This window comes from Nocardia sp. CA-119907 (assembly GCF_050955995.1).
In the GTDB taxonomy this organism is placed as follows: Bacteria; Actinomycetota; Actinomycetes; order Mycobacteriales; family Mycobacteriaceae; genus Nocardia.
In genome coordinates, this window is the sequence record NZ_CP192091.1 from 5,392,221 (window position 1) to 5,408,371 (window position 16,151).

Genomic DNA, 16,151 nt, shown 5'->3' on the forward strand with positions numbered 1-16,151 from the left:
TTGCTTTTTCCGCTATTCCAGTTCACCCTCGGTCTCCAGGTAGATCTGGCGCAGTCGGTCCAGCGTCGCCGGCTCCGGACGCTCCCACAACTCCCGTTGCGCCGCCTCCAGCAGACGCTCCGCAATGCCGTGCAGCGCCCACGGGTTGGACTGCTCCATGAACTTGCGGTTCACGTCATCGAAAACGTAACTCTCGGCGAGCTTTTCGTACATCCAGTCGGCCACGACATTGGTGGTGGCGTCGTAGCCGAACAGGTAGTCGACGGTGGCCGCCATTTCGAAGGCGCCCTTATAGCCGTGCCTGCGCATCGCCTCGAGCCAGCGCGGGTTCACCACCCGGGCGCGGAAGACACGCGAGGTCTCCTCCGAGAGCGTGCGGGTGCGCACCGCGTCCGGACGGGTGCTGTCGCCGATGTAGGCCTCCGGATTCTTGCCGGTGAGCGCGCGGACGGTGGCGACCATGCCGCCGTGGTACTGGAAGTAGTCGTCGGAGTCGGCGATATCGTGTTCGCGGGTATCGGTGTTCTTGGCGGCCACCGTGATCCGGCGGTAGGCGGTGCGCATATCGTCGGCGGCCGGGGCGCCGTCGAGGTCGCGACCGTAGGCGTAGCCGCCCCACGCGGTGTAGACCTGTGCGAGGTCGTCGTCGGTGCGCCAACTCTTCGAGTCGATCAATTGCAGTAGACCAGCGCCGTAGGTGCCGGGCTTGGAACCGAAGATGCGGGTGGTGGCGCGGCGCTTGTCGCCGTGTTCGGCGAGGTCGTTCTGAGCGTGGGCGCGAACGTAATTCGACTCCGCGGGCTCGTCGAGTTCGGCGACCAGCCGGACCGCGTCGTCGAGCAGTGCGAGTACGTGTGGGAAGGCGTCACGGAAGAAGCCGCTGATGCGCACGGTGACATCGATGCGCGGGCGGCCCAGTTCCTCGAGCGAAACCACCTCGAGTGTGGTGACGCGGCGGCTGGCCTCGTCCCAGACCGGACGGACGCCCAGCAGCGCAAGCACTTCCGCGATATCGTCGCCGGAGGTGCGCATGGCGGAGGTGCCCCACACCGACAACCCGACCGAGCGCGGGTACTCGCCATGATCGGCCCGATACCGATCGAGCAGCGAATCCGCCATCGCCTGCCCGGTCTCCCAGGCCAGCCGCGACGGAACCGCCTTGGGATCGACCGAGTAGAAATTGCGACCGGTCGGCAGGACATTGATCAGACCGCGCAGCGGGGAACCACTCGGGCCCGCCGGAATGAATCCGCCATTGAGCGCGTGCAGGATTCGGTCGATCTCCACGCCCGTCTGTCGCAGACGGGGCACTACCTCGGTGGCCGCGAATCGCAGAACGGTTCGAATTGCGGAAAGCCTGGCATCGGCCGCCGAATCGGCCGGGCTCAGCGCGTCGGCGAAGGCGTCGACCAGACCGTCGACCGCATCCGCGGACCAGTCGGCAGCCTGCAGTCCGGCGAGCAGCCCACGCGCCTGGTGCTCCACCGCGTCGACCCGTTCGCGCGCCTCGGCGCCGGATTCGTTCAGCCCCAGGGCTTCCCGCAGACCCGGTACATTCCGTTCACCGCCCCACAGCTGGCGGGCACGCAGCATGGCGAGTACCAGATCGAGTTCGGTCTCCCCCGCCGGTGCCTGCCCGAGCACATGCAGCCCGTCGCGGATCTGCACATCCTTGATCTCGCACAGCCAGCCGTCGACGTGCAGCAGCATGTCATCGAAGACATCCTCGTCGGGGCGTTCGTCCAGGCCGAGGTCATGGTCCATTTTCGCCGCGCGCATGAGGGTCCAGATCTGCTGGCGGATGGCGGGCAGCTTGGCCGGGTCGAGTGTCGAGATATTGGCGTGTTCATCGAGCAATTGCTCCAAACGCGAGATATCGCCGTAGCTTTCGGCGCGCGCCATGGGCGGGATGAGGTGATCGACGAGAGTGGCGTGGGCACGGCGCTTGGCCTGGGTGCCCTCACCCGGATCGTTGACCAGGAACGGGTAGATGAGCGGCAGGTCACCGAGCGCGGCATCGGTGCCGCAGGAGGCCGACATTCCGAGCGTTTTACCGGGCAGCCACTCCAAGTTGCCGTGCTTGCCCAGATGCACCATCGCGTCGGCGGCGAAACCGTCCGGCGCCGCGATCCACCGGTAGGCGGCGAGATAGTGGTGGCTGGGTGGCAGATCCGGGTCGTGATAGATGGCGACCGGATTCTCGCCGAAACCCCGCGGCGGCTGCACCATCAGCACGATATTGCCGAAACGCAGTGCGGCGATGACGATTTCACCCTCGGGATCGGCGGAGCGATCGACATAGAGTTCGCCGGGCGGCGGACCCCACGCCTCGACGACGGCCGTGCGCAGATCCTCGGGCAGGGTGTCGAACCAGCGACTGTACTGGTCGGCGCCGATGCGGATCGGATTGCCCTCGAGCTGTTCGGCGGTGAGCCAGTCGGGGTCCTGCCCGCCCGCGGCGATCAGCGCATGGATCAGCGCGTCGCCGTCACGCTCCACGAGCCCCGGCACCTCGCCATCGACACCGAGATCGTAACCGGCCGAACGCATCTCGGTGAGCAGCCGGATCGCGCTCGCGGGGGTGTCCAGGCCGACCGCGTTGCCGATGCGGGCGTGTTTGGTCGGGTAGGCCGACATCATGATGGCGATGCGGCGCCGTTCGGCCGGGATGTGGCGCAGTCGCGCATGCCGGACCGCGATACCGGCGACCCGCGCCGCGCGCTCAGGATCGGGCACATAGGTGGACAGACCGTCGGCGTCGAATTCCTTGAAGGAGAACGGCACCGTAATGATGCGGCCATCGAATTCCGGGACGGCCACCTGGGTCGCGACATCCAAGGGCGAGAGGCCGTCGTCATTGGCCTCCCATTGGGCGCGGCCGCTGGTGAGACACAGGCCCTGCAGGATCGGCACATCCAGTTCGGCCAGGGCAGCGACATCCCAGGCTTCGTCATCCCCACCGGCCGACGCGCTCGCGGGCTTGGTCCCACCCGCGGCGAGCACCGTCACGACCAGAGCGTCTGCCGTGCGCAGGGTTTCGAGCAGTTCCGGTTCGGCGGTGCGCAGGGACGCGCAGTACAGCGGCAGCGCCTTCGCGCCCGCATCCTCGATCGCGGCGCACAGCGCGTCGATGTAGGCGGTGTTTCCCGCGAGATGTTGTGCGCGGTAGTAGATCACGGCCACCGTTGGCGGTTGCTCGGCGTCCGAGCCGGTCGGCGATCCGGCTGCTGTCGCGCTCGGATCGCGGTGCGCGCCAGGGTGATCGGACGGCCGGGAAACGGCCGCGGGGATGCGCGCAGTGCGCTGCAATTCGCCCCAGCTCGGCAGCTGCACCGGCGGCTCGAAGCCGTGGCCGGTGAGCAGCACCGTATCCGAGAGGAAGTTGTGCAGCTGCCGCAGGTTTTCCGCGCCACCGGCGGCGAGGTAGTTGTGCGCGTCGGCGGCCACCCCGCCGGGCACGGTCGAACACTCCATCAACTCGGCATCGGGGGCGATCTCACCACCGAGCGCCACCATCGGCACCCCGCTGGCGCGCACCGCTTCGAGTCCGTCCTCCCAGGCCCGCTTGCCGCCGAGGATCCGCACGATCACCAGATCGGCGCCGTCGAGCAGCGCGGGCAGGTCCTCGACCAGCAGCCGAGCCGGATTCCCCCACCGATACTCCGCACCGCTCGCACGTGCGCTCAACAGGTCGGTGTCGGACGTCGACAGCAGCAAAATCACAGGTGGCAGCCTTCCTCGGGTGACGCGCCCATCGGGTACGGTGCTCGCCGGAGAGGGTCTGGCTGTTGACAGTGGCGCGACCGCACCGGAGTTCCACCGGTTTCCTCATCGCCCGCCGAGCACCCAGATGCTATCTGGTGCCGAATCACGGTGTGGGCGACGCACCCTTACGACGCCCGCACCGCGCCTGCGGACCGATGACGGTCCGGCCGGTCACGCTCAGGTCAGATCAGCGTTTCCGTCGATGACCTTCAGGTGGTAGTGGAATTTGTCGACGCGCCAACCCGCGCCGGTGCGCTCCGCGCCGATGGTGTAGCTGCCGACAAACGTGCGGGTTTTGCCATTGGCCGCATCGTTGTTCACGTGGACGGCGATGGCGTCGGCGTGGATGTCGGCGCGGTCGTCCAGGAGATCGATCAGATAGTTGCCCGCTTGGTGATGGACACCGTCGAGGTCGTTGAGACCCGTGCGCCAATCGCCGACGATATCGGCCGCGGGACGCACCGCCACCGGGCCACCGAAGCCGCCATCGAAATCGACCTTGCCGGTGAACACCTCCGACAGCAGATCATCCCACCGCTTCTGGTCGGTATAGACGAACATCCTGGTGACAACGTCGATAATCGCGAGTCGGTCGGCAGTAGTGGAGATTTCACTCATGCGCTCACCCTAGAGCGCCGACCGCGATCGGCGCAGAGCACGCATCGGCACGAGTTCCCCCGCGCGCACCCGCCGCTTCGCATTCACCGCCCGACGAGTTCGGTGTCGCGCCTGGTCACTTAGGCTGGATGGGTCATGACGCGTTCGAATCCCGACTCCTGCCCCGGCGTGCTGCGGCTGCATCAGGCGGCCGATGGACCACTGGCTCGGATCCGACTGCCCGGTGGGCGGCTGGAGCCGGGACAATTGCAGGTGTTGGCCCAGGCGGCGGCTGAACTCGGCGATGGAAATCTCGAGCTGACCTCGCGGGGCAATGTGCAGCTGCGGCAGATGCACGACGCGGCGGCGCTGAGCGAGCGGTTGGCGGGTGCCGGACTGTTGCCGAGTCGGACGCATGAGCGGGTGCGCAATATCGTGGCCTCGCCGCTATCGGGCCGGATCGGTGGACGGTCGGATGTGCACGGCCTCGTTCCGGTGCTCGACGCGGGTTTGCAGGCCGCCGAGCGGCTTGCCGAACTGCCCGGCCGGGTGCTGTTCACCCTCGACGACGGTCGCGGCGATATCAGCGGACTGGGTGGCGATATCGGCGTACACGCCACTGGCGCAGACGAATTCGCGCTGGTGCTGGCCGGTCGGGATACCGGCATTCGCATCTCCCCCGCCGATGCGGTGCAGGTGATGCTGGCCGCCGCGCACGGCTTTCTCGACCTCGGCTCCGGCCAGTGGCGGTTGCAGGAGGTGGATGACGGTGTGCGGCGAGTGATCGACACACTCGGCCTGTCCCCCGGCCCCGACCGCCTGGAATTCGGTGCCCAGGATATTCCGATCGGCTGGCTCGACCAGGACAACGGACAGGTCAGCCTCGGCGCCGCCGTCCGCCTCGGTTCCCTACCCGCCCGGACCGCCGAATTCATCGCGGCCATCGAACGTCCCATCTTCATCACCCCGTGGCGCAGCCTGGTGATCGCCGATCTCGAGGAATGGCCCGCCGAACAGGTCGTCCGAGTACTCGCTCCCATGGGCCTCATCTTCGACGCCAACTCGCCGTGGCTCCAGGTCAGCGCTTGCGCGGGCCGACCCGGCTGCGCGAAGTCCAATACCGACGTCCGCGCCGACGCGGCAGCCGCCGTCGAATCGGGGCGCGTGCAGTCTCCGCCAGCCCCGAACCCGCCTGCCGAGGACGCCGCGAGCGGCGACCCCGACCAACCGCTCGACTCGACGGCCACCGACCTCGCGGACTCCGGCGCGGCGATAGATCCTGCTCGGACCATCGAAATCCGCAGCGCCGAAGATGTCACCGTGGCGGGCCGTCAGCACTGGTCCGGGTGCGAACGCCGCTGTGGCCGCCCCCGCGGACCGGTCACCGACGTCGTTGCCACCGAAAACGGCTACCGCATCGACTGACTTCCGCCCTGAGCGACGAACCAGGAGACCGCGTCGCCCATCGCGTGGGGCATCTCGCCCCAGCCAGCGTTCACCATTTCCCACAGCCATCCTGTCCAACACCTGGCGTCACCGGATCACCAATCCCGCCGCCCCTACCCGTGGCACTCGTGAACTCGGCGGCTACCTGACCGTGCTCCGATGCCGAAGGGATCGCATCGCCCATGGCCACCGTCCATACACGACCTGCCCGGCATTCGCCGCTTTCCGCACCCGTTCTGTCCAGCACCGACACCATCCGGGACGCTGGATCTCGAGCCCTGCCCGTGGCACGGTGAGCTCAGCGGCTGACTCACGGAGGGAGTATTCCGATGACGATTTGGCGGCTCAGTGACGAGGAGATCGACGCGATGTCCGCGGACGAGCGGCGAGCATTGATCCGGCGGCTGCAATTGCCACCGGAACGGGTGTTGCCGCGGCCGGAGATCGTGCGGATCCATCGGGGAGTGCGGTTGACCTTGATGGTGGGCGGATCGATCGCGTTGATCCCGTGGATCGTCTACCTCGCGGTGTCGCTGCCGCCCGACTATCAGGCCCACAACTGGCCGCTCACCTGGGTCGGATTCGACAGTCTGCTGGTCATCATGATGGCGATGACCGCCTACCTCGGCTGGCAGCGCAGGCAACTGCTGCTACTGCCCGCATTCGGCACCGGCCTGCTGCTGCTCGTCGATGCCTGGTTCGACATTACGACCGCGAACCCCCGCGACGTCTGGTTCGCCATAGCCATCGCCTGCCTCGGCGAAATCCCCCTCGCTATTCTGCAGATCACCGGCGCGCTACTCCTGTTCAAATTCGTCACCGAGGCCCACCCCTTGGCCGATCCGGGGGTCAGCGCTTGGCGCACCAAACTCCCGTTCTGACACCGCTACAGGGCATCGGCGGCTGAACCTTGGACCGCTTCGAATATTCCGGTCAGCCGAGCTGCCATCACTCGATACGGCCGAGCGCCGGTCCTCGAACCTGTGAGCTTTCGTGCGCAATTGCACGAAAGCCCTGCGCGCTGAATATTTTCAGGACGCGACCGCGGTCGGCGCGCGGCGCGGATCATCGTGGATCTCCAAGGTGCAGCACTTCACACCACCACCAGCCTTGAGCAACTCCGACAGGTCCACACCCACCGGGTTGTAACCCTGTCCGCGCAACTCAGACGCCAGATTGTCGGCGCGGCTGCTGATGAAGACGTTCAGACCGTCGGAGACACCGTTCAGGCCGAGGACCACCGCGTCGGCGTCGGTCGCGCGAATGGCGTCGGGATACAGACCAGCGAGGATGGCCTGGCTTTCGGCGCTGAACGCGGGCGGGAAGTAGGCGACGTTGGTGTCATCGAGCACCATCAGCGCCGTATCCAGGTGGTAGAAGCGCGGATCGACGAGTTGGAGGGAAACGACCGGAAGGTCGAAGTAGCGCTCGACCTCGCGGTGCGCGGCAATCGAACTCCGGAATCCGGTCGCGGCCAGCATGCGCTCACCTACGAGCAGGAAGTCGCCCTCACCCTCATTGATTTCCTGCGCGCCGATCAGCTCCGTCAGGCCCCGCTGGGCGAACCAGCGGTGATACGCCGGACCTTCGGCGGCCCGCTCGGGATGGGTGAATCGCGCCGACATCGCCCGATCCCCCACGATCAGACCGCTGTTCGCGGCGAAGACCATATCGGGCAGCCCCGACTCACCCGGCACCACCTCGATGCGGTGACCGTACTGCTCGAAGGTCGCACGCAGCACCTCCCATTGCGAGAGCGCGAGTGCACGATCGACGGGTTCCTGCGGGTTCATCCACGGGTTGATCGAGTAGAAGACGTCGAAATGATCCGGTCGGCACATCACGAACTGTCGTTGGGTCGGCTGCCGTGCGGGCTCGATGCGGAGCGTGGTTACAGAGGTCAACGTGTCTCCCGGAGGTAGCGCGGATCATTCCACTGCCACGAAGGTAATTCGCCTACTATTGCGTCAGAAACAACGATTCATTGCGCATGATCGACCGAATTCAACGAATCATTGCGTGATGAGGGAGCGAGTGTGGCGTGGACGACATCGATCGGCGAATCCTCGCCCATCTGCTCAAGTCCGCGCGCGCCTCCTTCCAGGAGATCGGCGCGAAGGTCGGCCTCTCAGCGCCCGCGGTGAAGCGCCGAGTCGACAAGATGGTCGCGAGCCGCCAGATCACCGGCTTCACCGCCCTCGTCAACCCCGCCGCCCTCGGCTGGACCACTGAGGCCTACGTAGAGGTCTACTATCGCGACAACATCACCCCCGCCGAACTCCGCCGCAGCCTAGAACCCATCCCCCAGGTGGTGGGCGTCTGGACCATCGCAGGCGAAGCCGACGCCCTGGTCCACGTCATGGCCACCGACATGGCCGAAATCGAATCCACCGTAGAACGAATCCGCGAAAACACCCGAGTAGGTCGCACTCGCTCCTCCATAGTCATGTCCCGAATCCTCGAACGCCCGAGAACCTGATCGCCGAGAACGCACTCATGCAGGTACCTGCTCGACGTTGACCTGCACCAGCGCATTCTCGCCGGACGTGCCCCGGAGGGGTTGGGGGGTTGGGGGGCTTTTAGGGTGGGGCGCATGGGTGGTGTTCGTGGTACGTACCTGAGTGATGGGGCCGAGATTTATCGGCGGTCGTTTGCGACTATTCGGGCGGAGGCGGATCTGGGTGGGTTTCCGGAGGATGTTGCGCGGGTGGTGGTGCGGATGATCCATGGGTGTGGGCAGGTGGATCTGGCGGGGGATGTGGCGTTTTCGAGTGGGGTGGTAGCGGCGGCGCGGGCGGCATTGCGGGGTGGGGCTCCTATTCTGTGTGATGCGCAGATGGTTGCGTCGGGGGTGACGCGTAAGCGGCTGCCCGCTGAGAATGATGTGATCTGTACGCTCGCGGATCCGCGGGTGCCGGAATTGGCTGCGGCGATGGGGAATACGCGCTCCGCGGCCGCGGTGGAGCTGTGGCGGGATCGGCTCGATGGCGCGGTGGTCGCGATCGGGAATGCGCCGACCGCGCTGTTCCATCTGCTCGACATGATCGATGCGGGGGCGCCGCGACCTGCCGCCCTCCTGGGGATTCCGGTCGGGTTCATCGGAGCCGCTGAATCGAAGGATGCGCTGATCGAATTCGGCGGGGTCGAGTATTTGACCGTGCGTGGGCGCCGTGGTGGCAGTGCCATTACCGCGTCGGCGCTGAATGCGATTGCGAGCGAACAGGAATGAGCAGCGGGAAGTTGTGGGGCGTCGGGCTCGGCCCTGGCGACCCCGAGTTGGTGACGGTGAAGGCGGCGCGGGTGATCGCGGATGCCGATGTCATCGCCTTCCATAGCGCGCGCCACGGTCGCAGCATCTCGCGCGCCATCGCCGCGCCGTATATGCGCGCGGACCAACTCGAGGAGCACCTCGTCTACCCGGTGACCACCGAGACGACCGATCATCCCGGCGGCTATCAGGGAGCCATCGACGAGTTCTATGAGCAAGCCGCCGAACGGCTCGCCGTTCATCTGGCGGCGGGACGGTCGGTCGCGCTGCTCGCCGCGGGCGATCCCCTCTTCTACAGCTCCTATATGCATATGCACCGCCGGTTGGCCGACCGGTTCGAGGCCGAGATCATCCCCGGCATCACCTCGGTAAGCGCGGCCTCGGCCGCCCTCGGCACACCGCTGGTCGAGGGCGAACAGGTACTGACCGTCCTGCCCGGCACCATGCCCACCGACGAACTCACCCGCCGCCTTCGTGACACCGACGCCGCCGCCATCATGAAACTCGGCCGCACCTATCCCGCTGTGCGCCAAGCGCTCTCGGACTCCGGCCGCCTCGCCGACGCCTACTACATCGAGCGCGCGAGCAGCACTCGCGAACGTGTCCTCACCGCCGCCGATGTCGACGACGCGGACGTACCCTACTTCGCCATCACCCTGGTCCCCGGCCCCCAGCCGACAACCCCACTGCGCCTTGCGAATTCACGGCGCGATCAGCGACACACCGCCGAAGCCGCGGAGGCATCCGGGCAGAACGCAACGCGCGCGGCCGCAGTGACCAGCACCGAAGCAGCACACGCAGCCACGCTCGACCAACCCCTGACTGCCGAAACCCCCCAGATGCCCACCACGGATGCATCGACGCCGTTCGCGGGCGCAGGCACTGCCACGAACACTGCACGCACAGTCCCGCTCGACCGGTCCCGGGCTGCCGAAACACCTGCGATGCCGACAGGGGATGCGTCGCCGGCGATCGAAGGCACAGGCACCGTCACGAACACAGCGCGCCCGGTCTCGCACCGGTCCCGAGTCTCGGATGTCTATTCGGCTGCACGTGTTTCCAGTCGGGAGGATGGCACCGATTCGGGATCCGGCGCAGGGCTCGGCGACACGACTGCTACCGCACCCGCCTCGGGGCTCGGCGAAGTCGTGGTGGTCGGGCTCGGTCCGGGCTCGCCCGGGTGGACCACGCCCGAGGTCGAACGCGCGCTTGACGAGGCGACCGATCTGGTCGGATACACGACCTACATCAACCGTGTCCCGTCGCGTCCTGGGCAGCGCAGGCATGCCAGTGATAATCGGGTGGAATCCGAACGTGCCGCCATGGCATTGGATCTCGCCAAAAAGGGGGCCAAGGTTGTCGTCGTGTCCTCGGGTGATCCCGGGGTGTTCGCGATGGCGGCGGCGGTGCTGGAGGAATCCGCCGATCCGCAGTGGCGCGAGGTGCCGGTGCGAGTGCTGCCGGGGCTCACTGCGGCCAATGCCGTCGCCAGCCGAGTCGGCGCGCCGCTCGGTCACGACTACGCGATGATCTCGCTGTCGGATCGGCTCAAGCCGTGGGAGGTCGTCGCGCGACGTCTTGCGGCGGTGGCCGAAGCGGATATGGCGATCGCGATCTACAACCCGGCCTCCAGCCAGCGCACCTGGCAGGTCGCCGCGATGCGTGACGTACTGCTCGAGCATCGCAAGCCCGACACCCCGGTGGTGCTCGGCCGCGATGTCGGCGGGCCCACCGAATCCGTCCGCGTCGTCACTCTTGCCGAGCTGGATCCGGCCGACGTCGATATGCGCACCCTGTTGATCATCGGGGCGTCCACCACCGCCGTCATCGAGTCCGAGCAGGGCACCCGGGTCTACACCTCCCGCCGCTATCAGCGCTGATTCGGTCCCGGAGGGAAACCGTAAACTTTCCGAAAACAGGTGCGGCCAAGCTGATGGCACACAACAACAGCGGGCCGGACGGACCCGCGACAACCGGAAGGCAGTACCTCCCATGCGCAAGCTCAAGCTCCAGGTTCAGACCACTATCGACGGCTACATGTCGGGCCCGAACGGCGAGATGGACTGGATGACCTTCCAGTGGTCCGATGACCTTGCCGCCCGAATCACTGCCATCACCGCCGAATTCGACACCATCGTGCTCGGCCGCAAGCTCGCCGAGGGCTTCATCCCGCACTGGGCGTCCAAGCCCGAACACGAGCCCCAAGAGGCCATCGACAAGATGAACAACACACCCAAGGTCGTGATCTCCGATAGCCTGACCGAATCGCCGTGGGAGAACACCGTCGTCGCGGGCGGCGACCTCGCCGAGACCATCAATGGGCTCAAGGCGCAGCCGGGTGGGGACATCATCGTCTACGGGGGCGGCACACTCGTCGCGAACCTGATCGCCGAGGGCCTGATCGACGACCTGCACCTGTTCGTCAACCCGACCGCGATCGGCGCCGGCCTGCCGGTCTTCCGCGGCACCACCCAACTCGACCTGGTCTCCGCCACCGGATTCGGGTGCGGGGTCACCGAACTGCACTACCGGCCGAAGAGCGCCTGATCGCCTTCGTGCGCGAGGACTTGCTGAAGATGCCGATCAATGAATTGATCGGCATCTTCCACGTTTGGGGCGGTCCTGCCACCGCTGACTCCCCCGCGTCCGAGCGTGACCCGCGAATGGTCCACACGACATCGCTCCACCGGGCTGAACCGCTCGACCGCGCCGACGGGCATCAACCCTTCGAGCGCGCGATGTCGATCAACCGCGTGAGAACATCAACCGCGCCAGGCCAGAAAGCCGCGAAGATTCCGCCAATGAGGCCAAGGTAAACGACCAGTCAGACTCTCCACGCACTCCAAGCTGAACCCGGACTCTCCAACCACGCCGAGCCGAACGACCACTCAAACTCTCCAACCACGCGAAGCTGAACAACCACTCAGACGCCAGGCCGAACGACTACTCAGCACCCGCCAACCACGCCAAGCCGTTGGCCCAGCAAGTCCTACGCCAACCGAAGCCCCTATCAGGAGCGATAGTTCCGGACCACGAGCGCTGAGCATGCGGCCGCACCCAAGGCCGCGACTGCGAACATCGTCGGGTATCCCAAGCCGAAAGATTCGTGCAGGAACGCCAAGAGCGCGGGCACACCGAAGCCGAGATAGCTAACGGAATAGAAAACCGCGGTCAGCCCGGCCAGGTCGTCGGGCCGGGCGATGCGTTCGATCTCCTGCAGTCCGGCCACCAGCCCGATCCCATAGCCAGCGCCGAGGACGAGGGCGGTGACGATCGTGAGCGGCATGGCCAACGTGCCGCAAGCCCATGCGGCCGTGACCATTCCGCAGACCACCAGAGCGAGCGCGACCACCGCGGCACGAGCGGTGCCGGGACGATCGATCCGGCGGGCCACTGATTGGATGACGAAACCGCAGCCGAGGGTGACCACTGTGATCAACGCCGAGAACGCGATGGGTGCATCGCGCACCTTCGGTGCCATCAGCGTGGGCATGACCGCATAAGCCGTTGCGGCAGAGGTGAACAGCCACAGCGCGACCGGCAACGCAACATATCGGAATCGGCGATGCGCGGCCGCCGGAACCTTCAGATCATCGATCAATCGACCCGAATTGCGCTGCGGCGATACCGTTTCCGGTGCCCGAGCCACCCAGCCCGCCGCGATCAGGCAGAATACGGCATTGATCAGATACGCCAGCGTATTCGGCAGCGGCGCCCACTGCGCGAGCACGCCCGCCACCCCGGCACCGAGGGCGAACCCACCCGTCAGGCTCATCGCCGAACGTCGCGCCCCGGTCCCCGCTGGCAGCTGCGGCCCGAACGGCGGCTGCGAAAGTTCTTTGAGCCAGCTACTTCCCACCGCCATCGCCGATCCGAGCGCGACCCCGCAGAGCACCCGTCCGGCTGATAGCAGCGGCACCGACTCGGCTCCGAAAGCCAGCAGCAGCGAACCTGCCGCCGCGATCAGCGGTGCCGGACGCAGCAGCATGCGGCGGCCGTAGCGGTCCGAGAGGGGGCCGCCGATCAGCAGGGCGGGCACGATTCCGAGCACATAGTCGAACAGCAGTAGGTCCACTGTGGTGACCGGCAGCCCGTTGCCCTTGTACATCACCAGCAGCGGAGTGAATTCGTTTCCGCCCCAGGCGATCGCGAACATCGCGGCCGCCACTCCCCACCACTGCCTCGCGCCCTGGCCCTGCTCCGTCGACCGCGTGTCGACGGCGAGGAGCGTTGCCACTACAGGCCTCGCATTTCGAGTTGGTGCACGCCGGACATATGGTCGACGAGCGCGGTGGCGAATCCGCCCACATCACCGGTTTCGATCAGCTCGACCAGGCGTGTGTGCTGCTCGATGATGCGGGCGGTATCCGTCGAACCGCGATGCAGCGCAGCACTGTTCATGCGGCGCTGCCGTTCGCGCAGCGAGTCGTAGAACCCGGTGAGCAGTGGATTGCCCGCGGCGACCACATAGACGCGGTGAAAGTCGGTGTCCGCGATGGCGAAACGCTCGAAATCCGCGGCGGCGGCCAGCTCACGCTGACGATCCAGCGATGCGTGCAGTTCAGCGATCAGTGCCGCACGATCGGCCGTGACCACCGCGCGCACCGCCGCGGTCTCGACAACGTAGCGGGCGTGTACGACGTGTTCGGCCTCGGCGGGCGGAATCGGCACCACCAGCGCACCGCGTTTGGGGTAGAGCTTCATCCATCCCTCGACCTCGAGTCGCAGAAACGCCTCCCGCACCGGGGTACGGGACATACCGAGGTCGGTAGCGATCTCCCCCTCGCTGATCAGCTCACCACCCGGCAACGCGCCGGTCAGGATGCGCTCCTTGACCTCACGGTAGGCGAGTTCGGCGGATGAATACGTCTTAGACACAAGTTGTATTTTAGCGACACGCCATGGGACCCAAAGAAGGGCCCGTCGGTACGCGTCGTATAACATTCCACTATGGAACGTTGAGGGAAAGGAGCAGTCTGTTGGTGAACACCTCGACACAACGCAAATCGCTGAACTCCACGGCGGCGTCGCTGCTCGGATTTCTGCACGACGGTCCGATGTCGGGCTGGGATCTGGTGACTCAGGCCCAGGACCGCATCGGCGACTTCTGGACCATCACCCAAAGCCAGGTATACCGAGAGCTGGCTGCCATGGACGCGGCCGGACTCGTCGAAAAGGGTGAGACCGGAGCACGCGACCGGACGCCGTATCAGATCACCGACGCCGGGCGCGAAGCGTTCCTCGAGTGGGTGGCTCGCGATCCGGGTGCGGAGACCATTCGAGTGCCGCTGCTACTGACCCTGTCGTTCGGCAAGCACGTCGATCCCGATCACCTCGATCGAATCATCGCCGCCAACAAGGAGATCCACCAGCAGCGCCTGGACCGCTACCTCACCGACGATCACACCGGCATGTCCTCCTACCAACGTGCCACCCTCGAGTTCGGCATCGGCTATGAGCGCACGGTGCTGGCCTGGTTCGATAAGCTGCCCGAACTACTGGGCCGGTGAGCAAAGCCTCGCACGCTTCTGCGGGACTGCACCCCGGAACCCGTCTCCGGCCTGGACATGTCGCGGCAACCACGACGGCGCAGCCACTGGTGACCACAGCGACTGCGTCCATATGAAGAGCGGGGCAGGTTTCGCGACTCGGCACCGGCCGATCAGCAGATCGAGTCGATTACGAACGAGGGGCTGCGATATCGCGCAACCATTTCCAGGCGTCCGAGACCGTCTCGGCGACAATCGCCGTAGGTGGCAGCTCGGGCCGGTCGACGACGACGACCGGAATGCCCGCCGATCGAGCGGCGGCGAGTTTGGCGGCGGTCTGATCGCCGCCGCTGTCCTTGGTGACCAGCACATCGATCCGATACTGGATGAGCAGGCGCAACTCATCCGCGGGCGAGAAAGGCCCACGCGCCAGGAGTAATTCGTGTTGCGGCGGCAGCGCGCCAGTGGGCGGGTCGATGGCGCGGATCAGAAACCACTGGTCCGTCAGCCCCGCGAAGGCGGCGACGCCTTGGCGGCCGATCGTCAGGAAGACGCGGTCCCCCAGTTCGGAGACCGCTCGCGCGGCCGCGTCGAGGTCGGGCGCCCGATGCCACCGATCGCCGGGCTGTTCGCGCCATCCGGGCCGCCGCACATGCAGTAGCGGCAGGCCGAGATCCGTTGCGGCACTCGACGCATTCGCACTGATCGTGCCCGCAAACGGATGCGTGGCATCGATAACGACCGTTACCTCGTTGGCCACCAACCAATTCCGTAAGCCATCGACCCCACCGAAGCCGCCGATCCGCACCGGCCCCTCCGGCAGCAGCGGGTCACGAACACGACCGGCGAGCGAGGAGACGATCTCGAATCCTCGCTCGCCGGAAGCGATGTGGGCGAGTTCCCGGGCTTCCCGGGTACCGCCCAGAATCAGAGTTTTCAGGGTTGCCCGCTGAAGTAGGCGATGCCCGCGTTGATCAGGTTCGGGCCGCCCGCGATGAGCAGGCCGATGAGCGCGCCCACCGGCAGACCGATGCCGAAGAAGAAGAACCCGATGATGCCGCCGATGACCGCACCGAGGGAGGCGCGCTGCAGTTCGCTGAAGAACCACTCCTGCGAGGAGATGGCCTCGGCGGAAGCCGTTGCCGCGGTAGCGGTCGCCTTGACGTCGGGGGTCAGCGTCAGCTTCTGGGCCGACGGGTCGATGGTGGCGGCGATCGGGATCAGCTGGTCACCGACCTTCGCCTGCAACGGGATCGAGGTAACGACCACGCCCTCGGTGTTCTTCACCGAGACGTACTTCTGGTCGGCATCGAGGCTGAACGCCCCGCCGGTAACGGCCGCGACGATCGACTTGTCGACCAACTGCACCGCGTAGTTCACACCATGGTCCTCGCCCTGTACCGCGGGCGCGGCCTGATTCTGCACGGCCGGAGCGGGTGCCGCCGGAGCGGCGCCGGACGTACCCGCCGCAATACCGGTGGCGGCAACGGCCATCATCGCGGTGGCGGCAAACTTCTTGTACTTCATAAATCTCCCCAATAGGACACGGATCCGGCGATAACGTCCGGATCTCGGGCACCGACCCT

General features: G+C 66.4%; 14 protein-coding genes. 7 read left to right on the forward strand and 7 right to left on the reverse strand.

Annotation, left to right across the window (positions count from 1 at the left end; genetic code table 11):
- Positions 1-12: 12 nt before the first annotated feature.
- Both cobN and ACQP2D_RS23740 read right to left on the reverse strand, forming a co-directional pair.
- Complete coding sequence (gene cobN, locus ACQP2D_RS23735; RefSeq protein ID WP_433678114.1) at positions 13-3,723, reverse strand: cobaltochelatase subunit CobN; 3,711 nt, start codon at positions 3,721-3,723, stop codon at positions 13-15.
- A gap of 219 nt (positions 3,724-3,942) precedes the next feature.
- Positions 3,943-4,383: a nuclear transport factor 2 family protein gene (locus tag ACQP2D_RS23740; protein ID WP_433678115.1), complete on the reverse strand. Its 441-nt coding sequence runs from the start codon at positions 4,381-4,383 to the stop codon at positions 3,943-3,945.
- A gap of 135 nt (positions 4,384-4,518) precedes the next feature.
- Between ACQP2D_RS23740 and cobG the strand changes: the two genes are divergently transcribed.
- Positions 4,519-5,787 carry a precorrin-3B synthase gene (gene cobG, locus ACQP2D_RS23745; RefSeq protein WP_433678116.1) on the forward strand — a complete coding sequence of 423 codons (1,269 nt, stop codon included), beginning with the start codon at positions 4,519-4,521 and terminating at the stop codon, positions 5,785-5,787.
- A gap of 350 nt (positions 5,788-6,137) precedes the next feature.
- Complete coding sequence (locus ACQP2D_RS23750; protein WP_433678117.1) at positions 6,138-6,689, forward strand: hypothetical protein; 552 nt, start codon at positions 6,138-6,140, stop codon at positions 6,687-6,689.
- Positions 6,690-6,839: 150 nt separating this feature from the next.
- Here ACQP2D_RS23750 and ddaH read toward each other — a convergent pair whose 3' ends face one another.
- Positions 6,840-7,712, reverse strand: a complete 873-nt coding sequence (ddaH, locus tag ACQP2D_RS23755) for a dimethylargininase (RefSeq protein ID WP_433678118.1) — start codon at positions 7,710-7,712, stop codon at positions 6,840-6,842.
- Between the two features lie 137 nt (positions 7,713-7,849).
- On the opposite strand from ddaH, the gene ACQP2D_RS23760 reads away from it, so the two are divergent.
- From ACQP2D_RS23760 to ACQP2D_RS23775, 4 genes are all read left to right on the forward strand, one after another.
- On the forward strand, positions 7,850-8,287 hold the full coding sequence (locus tag ACQP2D_RS23760; RefSeq protein WP_420773727.1) for an Lrp/AsnC family transcriptional regulator: 438 nt from the start codon (positions 7,850-7,852) through the stop codon (positions 8,285-8,287).
- A 114-nt stretch (positions 8,288-8,401) separates the two neighbouring features.
- On the forward strand, positions 8,402-9,037 hold the full coding sequence (locus ACQP2D_RS23765; protein ID WP_433678119.1) for a precorrin-8X methylmutase: 636 nt from the start codon (positions 8,402-8,404) through the stop codon (positions 9,035-9,037).
- The gene (gene cobJ / locus ACQP2D_RS23770) at positions 9,034-10,956 is read left to right on the forward strand and encodes a precorrin-3B C(17)-methyltransferase (protein WP_433678120.1); all 1,923 of its coding nucleotides are present in this window, start codon (positions 9,034-9,036) and stop codon (positions 10,954-10,956) included. Before ACQP2D_RS23765 ends, cobJ begins: the two co-directional genes overlap by 4 nt.
- Positions 10,957-11,068: 112 nt before the next feature.
- On the forward strand, positions 11,069-11,623 hold the full coding sequence (locus tag ACQP2D_RS23775; RefSeq protein ID WP_433678121.1) for a dihydrofolate reductase family protein: 555 nt from the start codon (positions 11,069-11,071) through the stop codon (positions 11,621-11,623).
- Between the two features lie 463 nt (positions 11,624-12,086).
- On the opposite strand, the gene ACQP2D_RS23780 is transcribed toward ACQP2D_RS23775, so the two are convergent.
- Together ACQP2D_RS23780 and ACQP2D_RS23785 are read right to left on the reverse strand one after the other, a co-directional pair.
- Positions 12,087-13,313 carry an MFS transporter gene (locus ACQP2D_RS23780; protein WP_433678122.1) on the reverse strand — a complete coding sequence of 409 codons (1,227 nt, stop codon included), beginning with the start codon at positions 13,311-13,313 and terminating at the stop codon, positions 12,087-12,089.
- Positions 13,313-13,954, reverse strand: coding sequence for a GntR family transcriptional regulator (locus tag ACQP2D_RS23785; protein ID WP_433678123.1), 642 nt, complete (start codon positions 13,952-13,954; stop codon positions 13,313-13,315). The genes ACQP2D_RS23780 and ACQP2D_RS23785 overlap by 1 nt, the downstream gene beginning before the upstream one ends.
- Before the next feature lie 101 nt (positions 13,955-14,055).
- On the opposite strand from ACQP2D_RS23785, the gene ACQP2D_RS23790 reads away from it, so the two are divergent.
- On the forward strand, positions 14,056-14,586 hold the full coding sequence (locus tag ACQP2D_RS23790; RefSeq protein ID WP_433678124.1) for a PadR family transcriptional regulator: 531 nt from the start codon (positions 14,056-14,058) through the stop codon (positions 14,584-14,586).
- 169 nt (positions 14,587-14,755) lie between these two features.
- On the opposite strand, the gene ACQP2D_RS23795 is transcribed toward ACQP2D_RS23790, so the two are convergent.
- Both ACQP2D_RS23795 and ACQP2D_RS23800 read right to left on the reverse strand, forming a co-directional pair.
- A complete protein-coding gene (locus ACQP2D_RS23795; RefSeq protein ID WP_433685745.1) occupies positions 14,756-15,505 on the reverse strand; it encodes a cobalt-precorrin-6A reductase in 750 nt (249 codons plus the stop codon).
- On the reverse strand, positions 15,502-16,092 hold the full coding sequence (locus ACQP2D_RS23800) for a hypothetical protein (protein WP_433678125.1): 591 nt from the start codon (positions 16,090-16,092) through the stop codon (positions 15,502-15,504). The genes ACQP2D_RS23795 and ACQP2D_RS23800 overlap by 4 nt, the downstream gene beginning before the upstream one ends.
- Between the last annotated feature and the right edge of the window lie 59 nt (positions 16,093-16,151).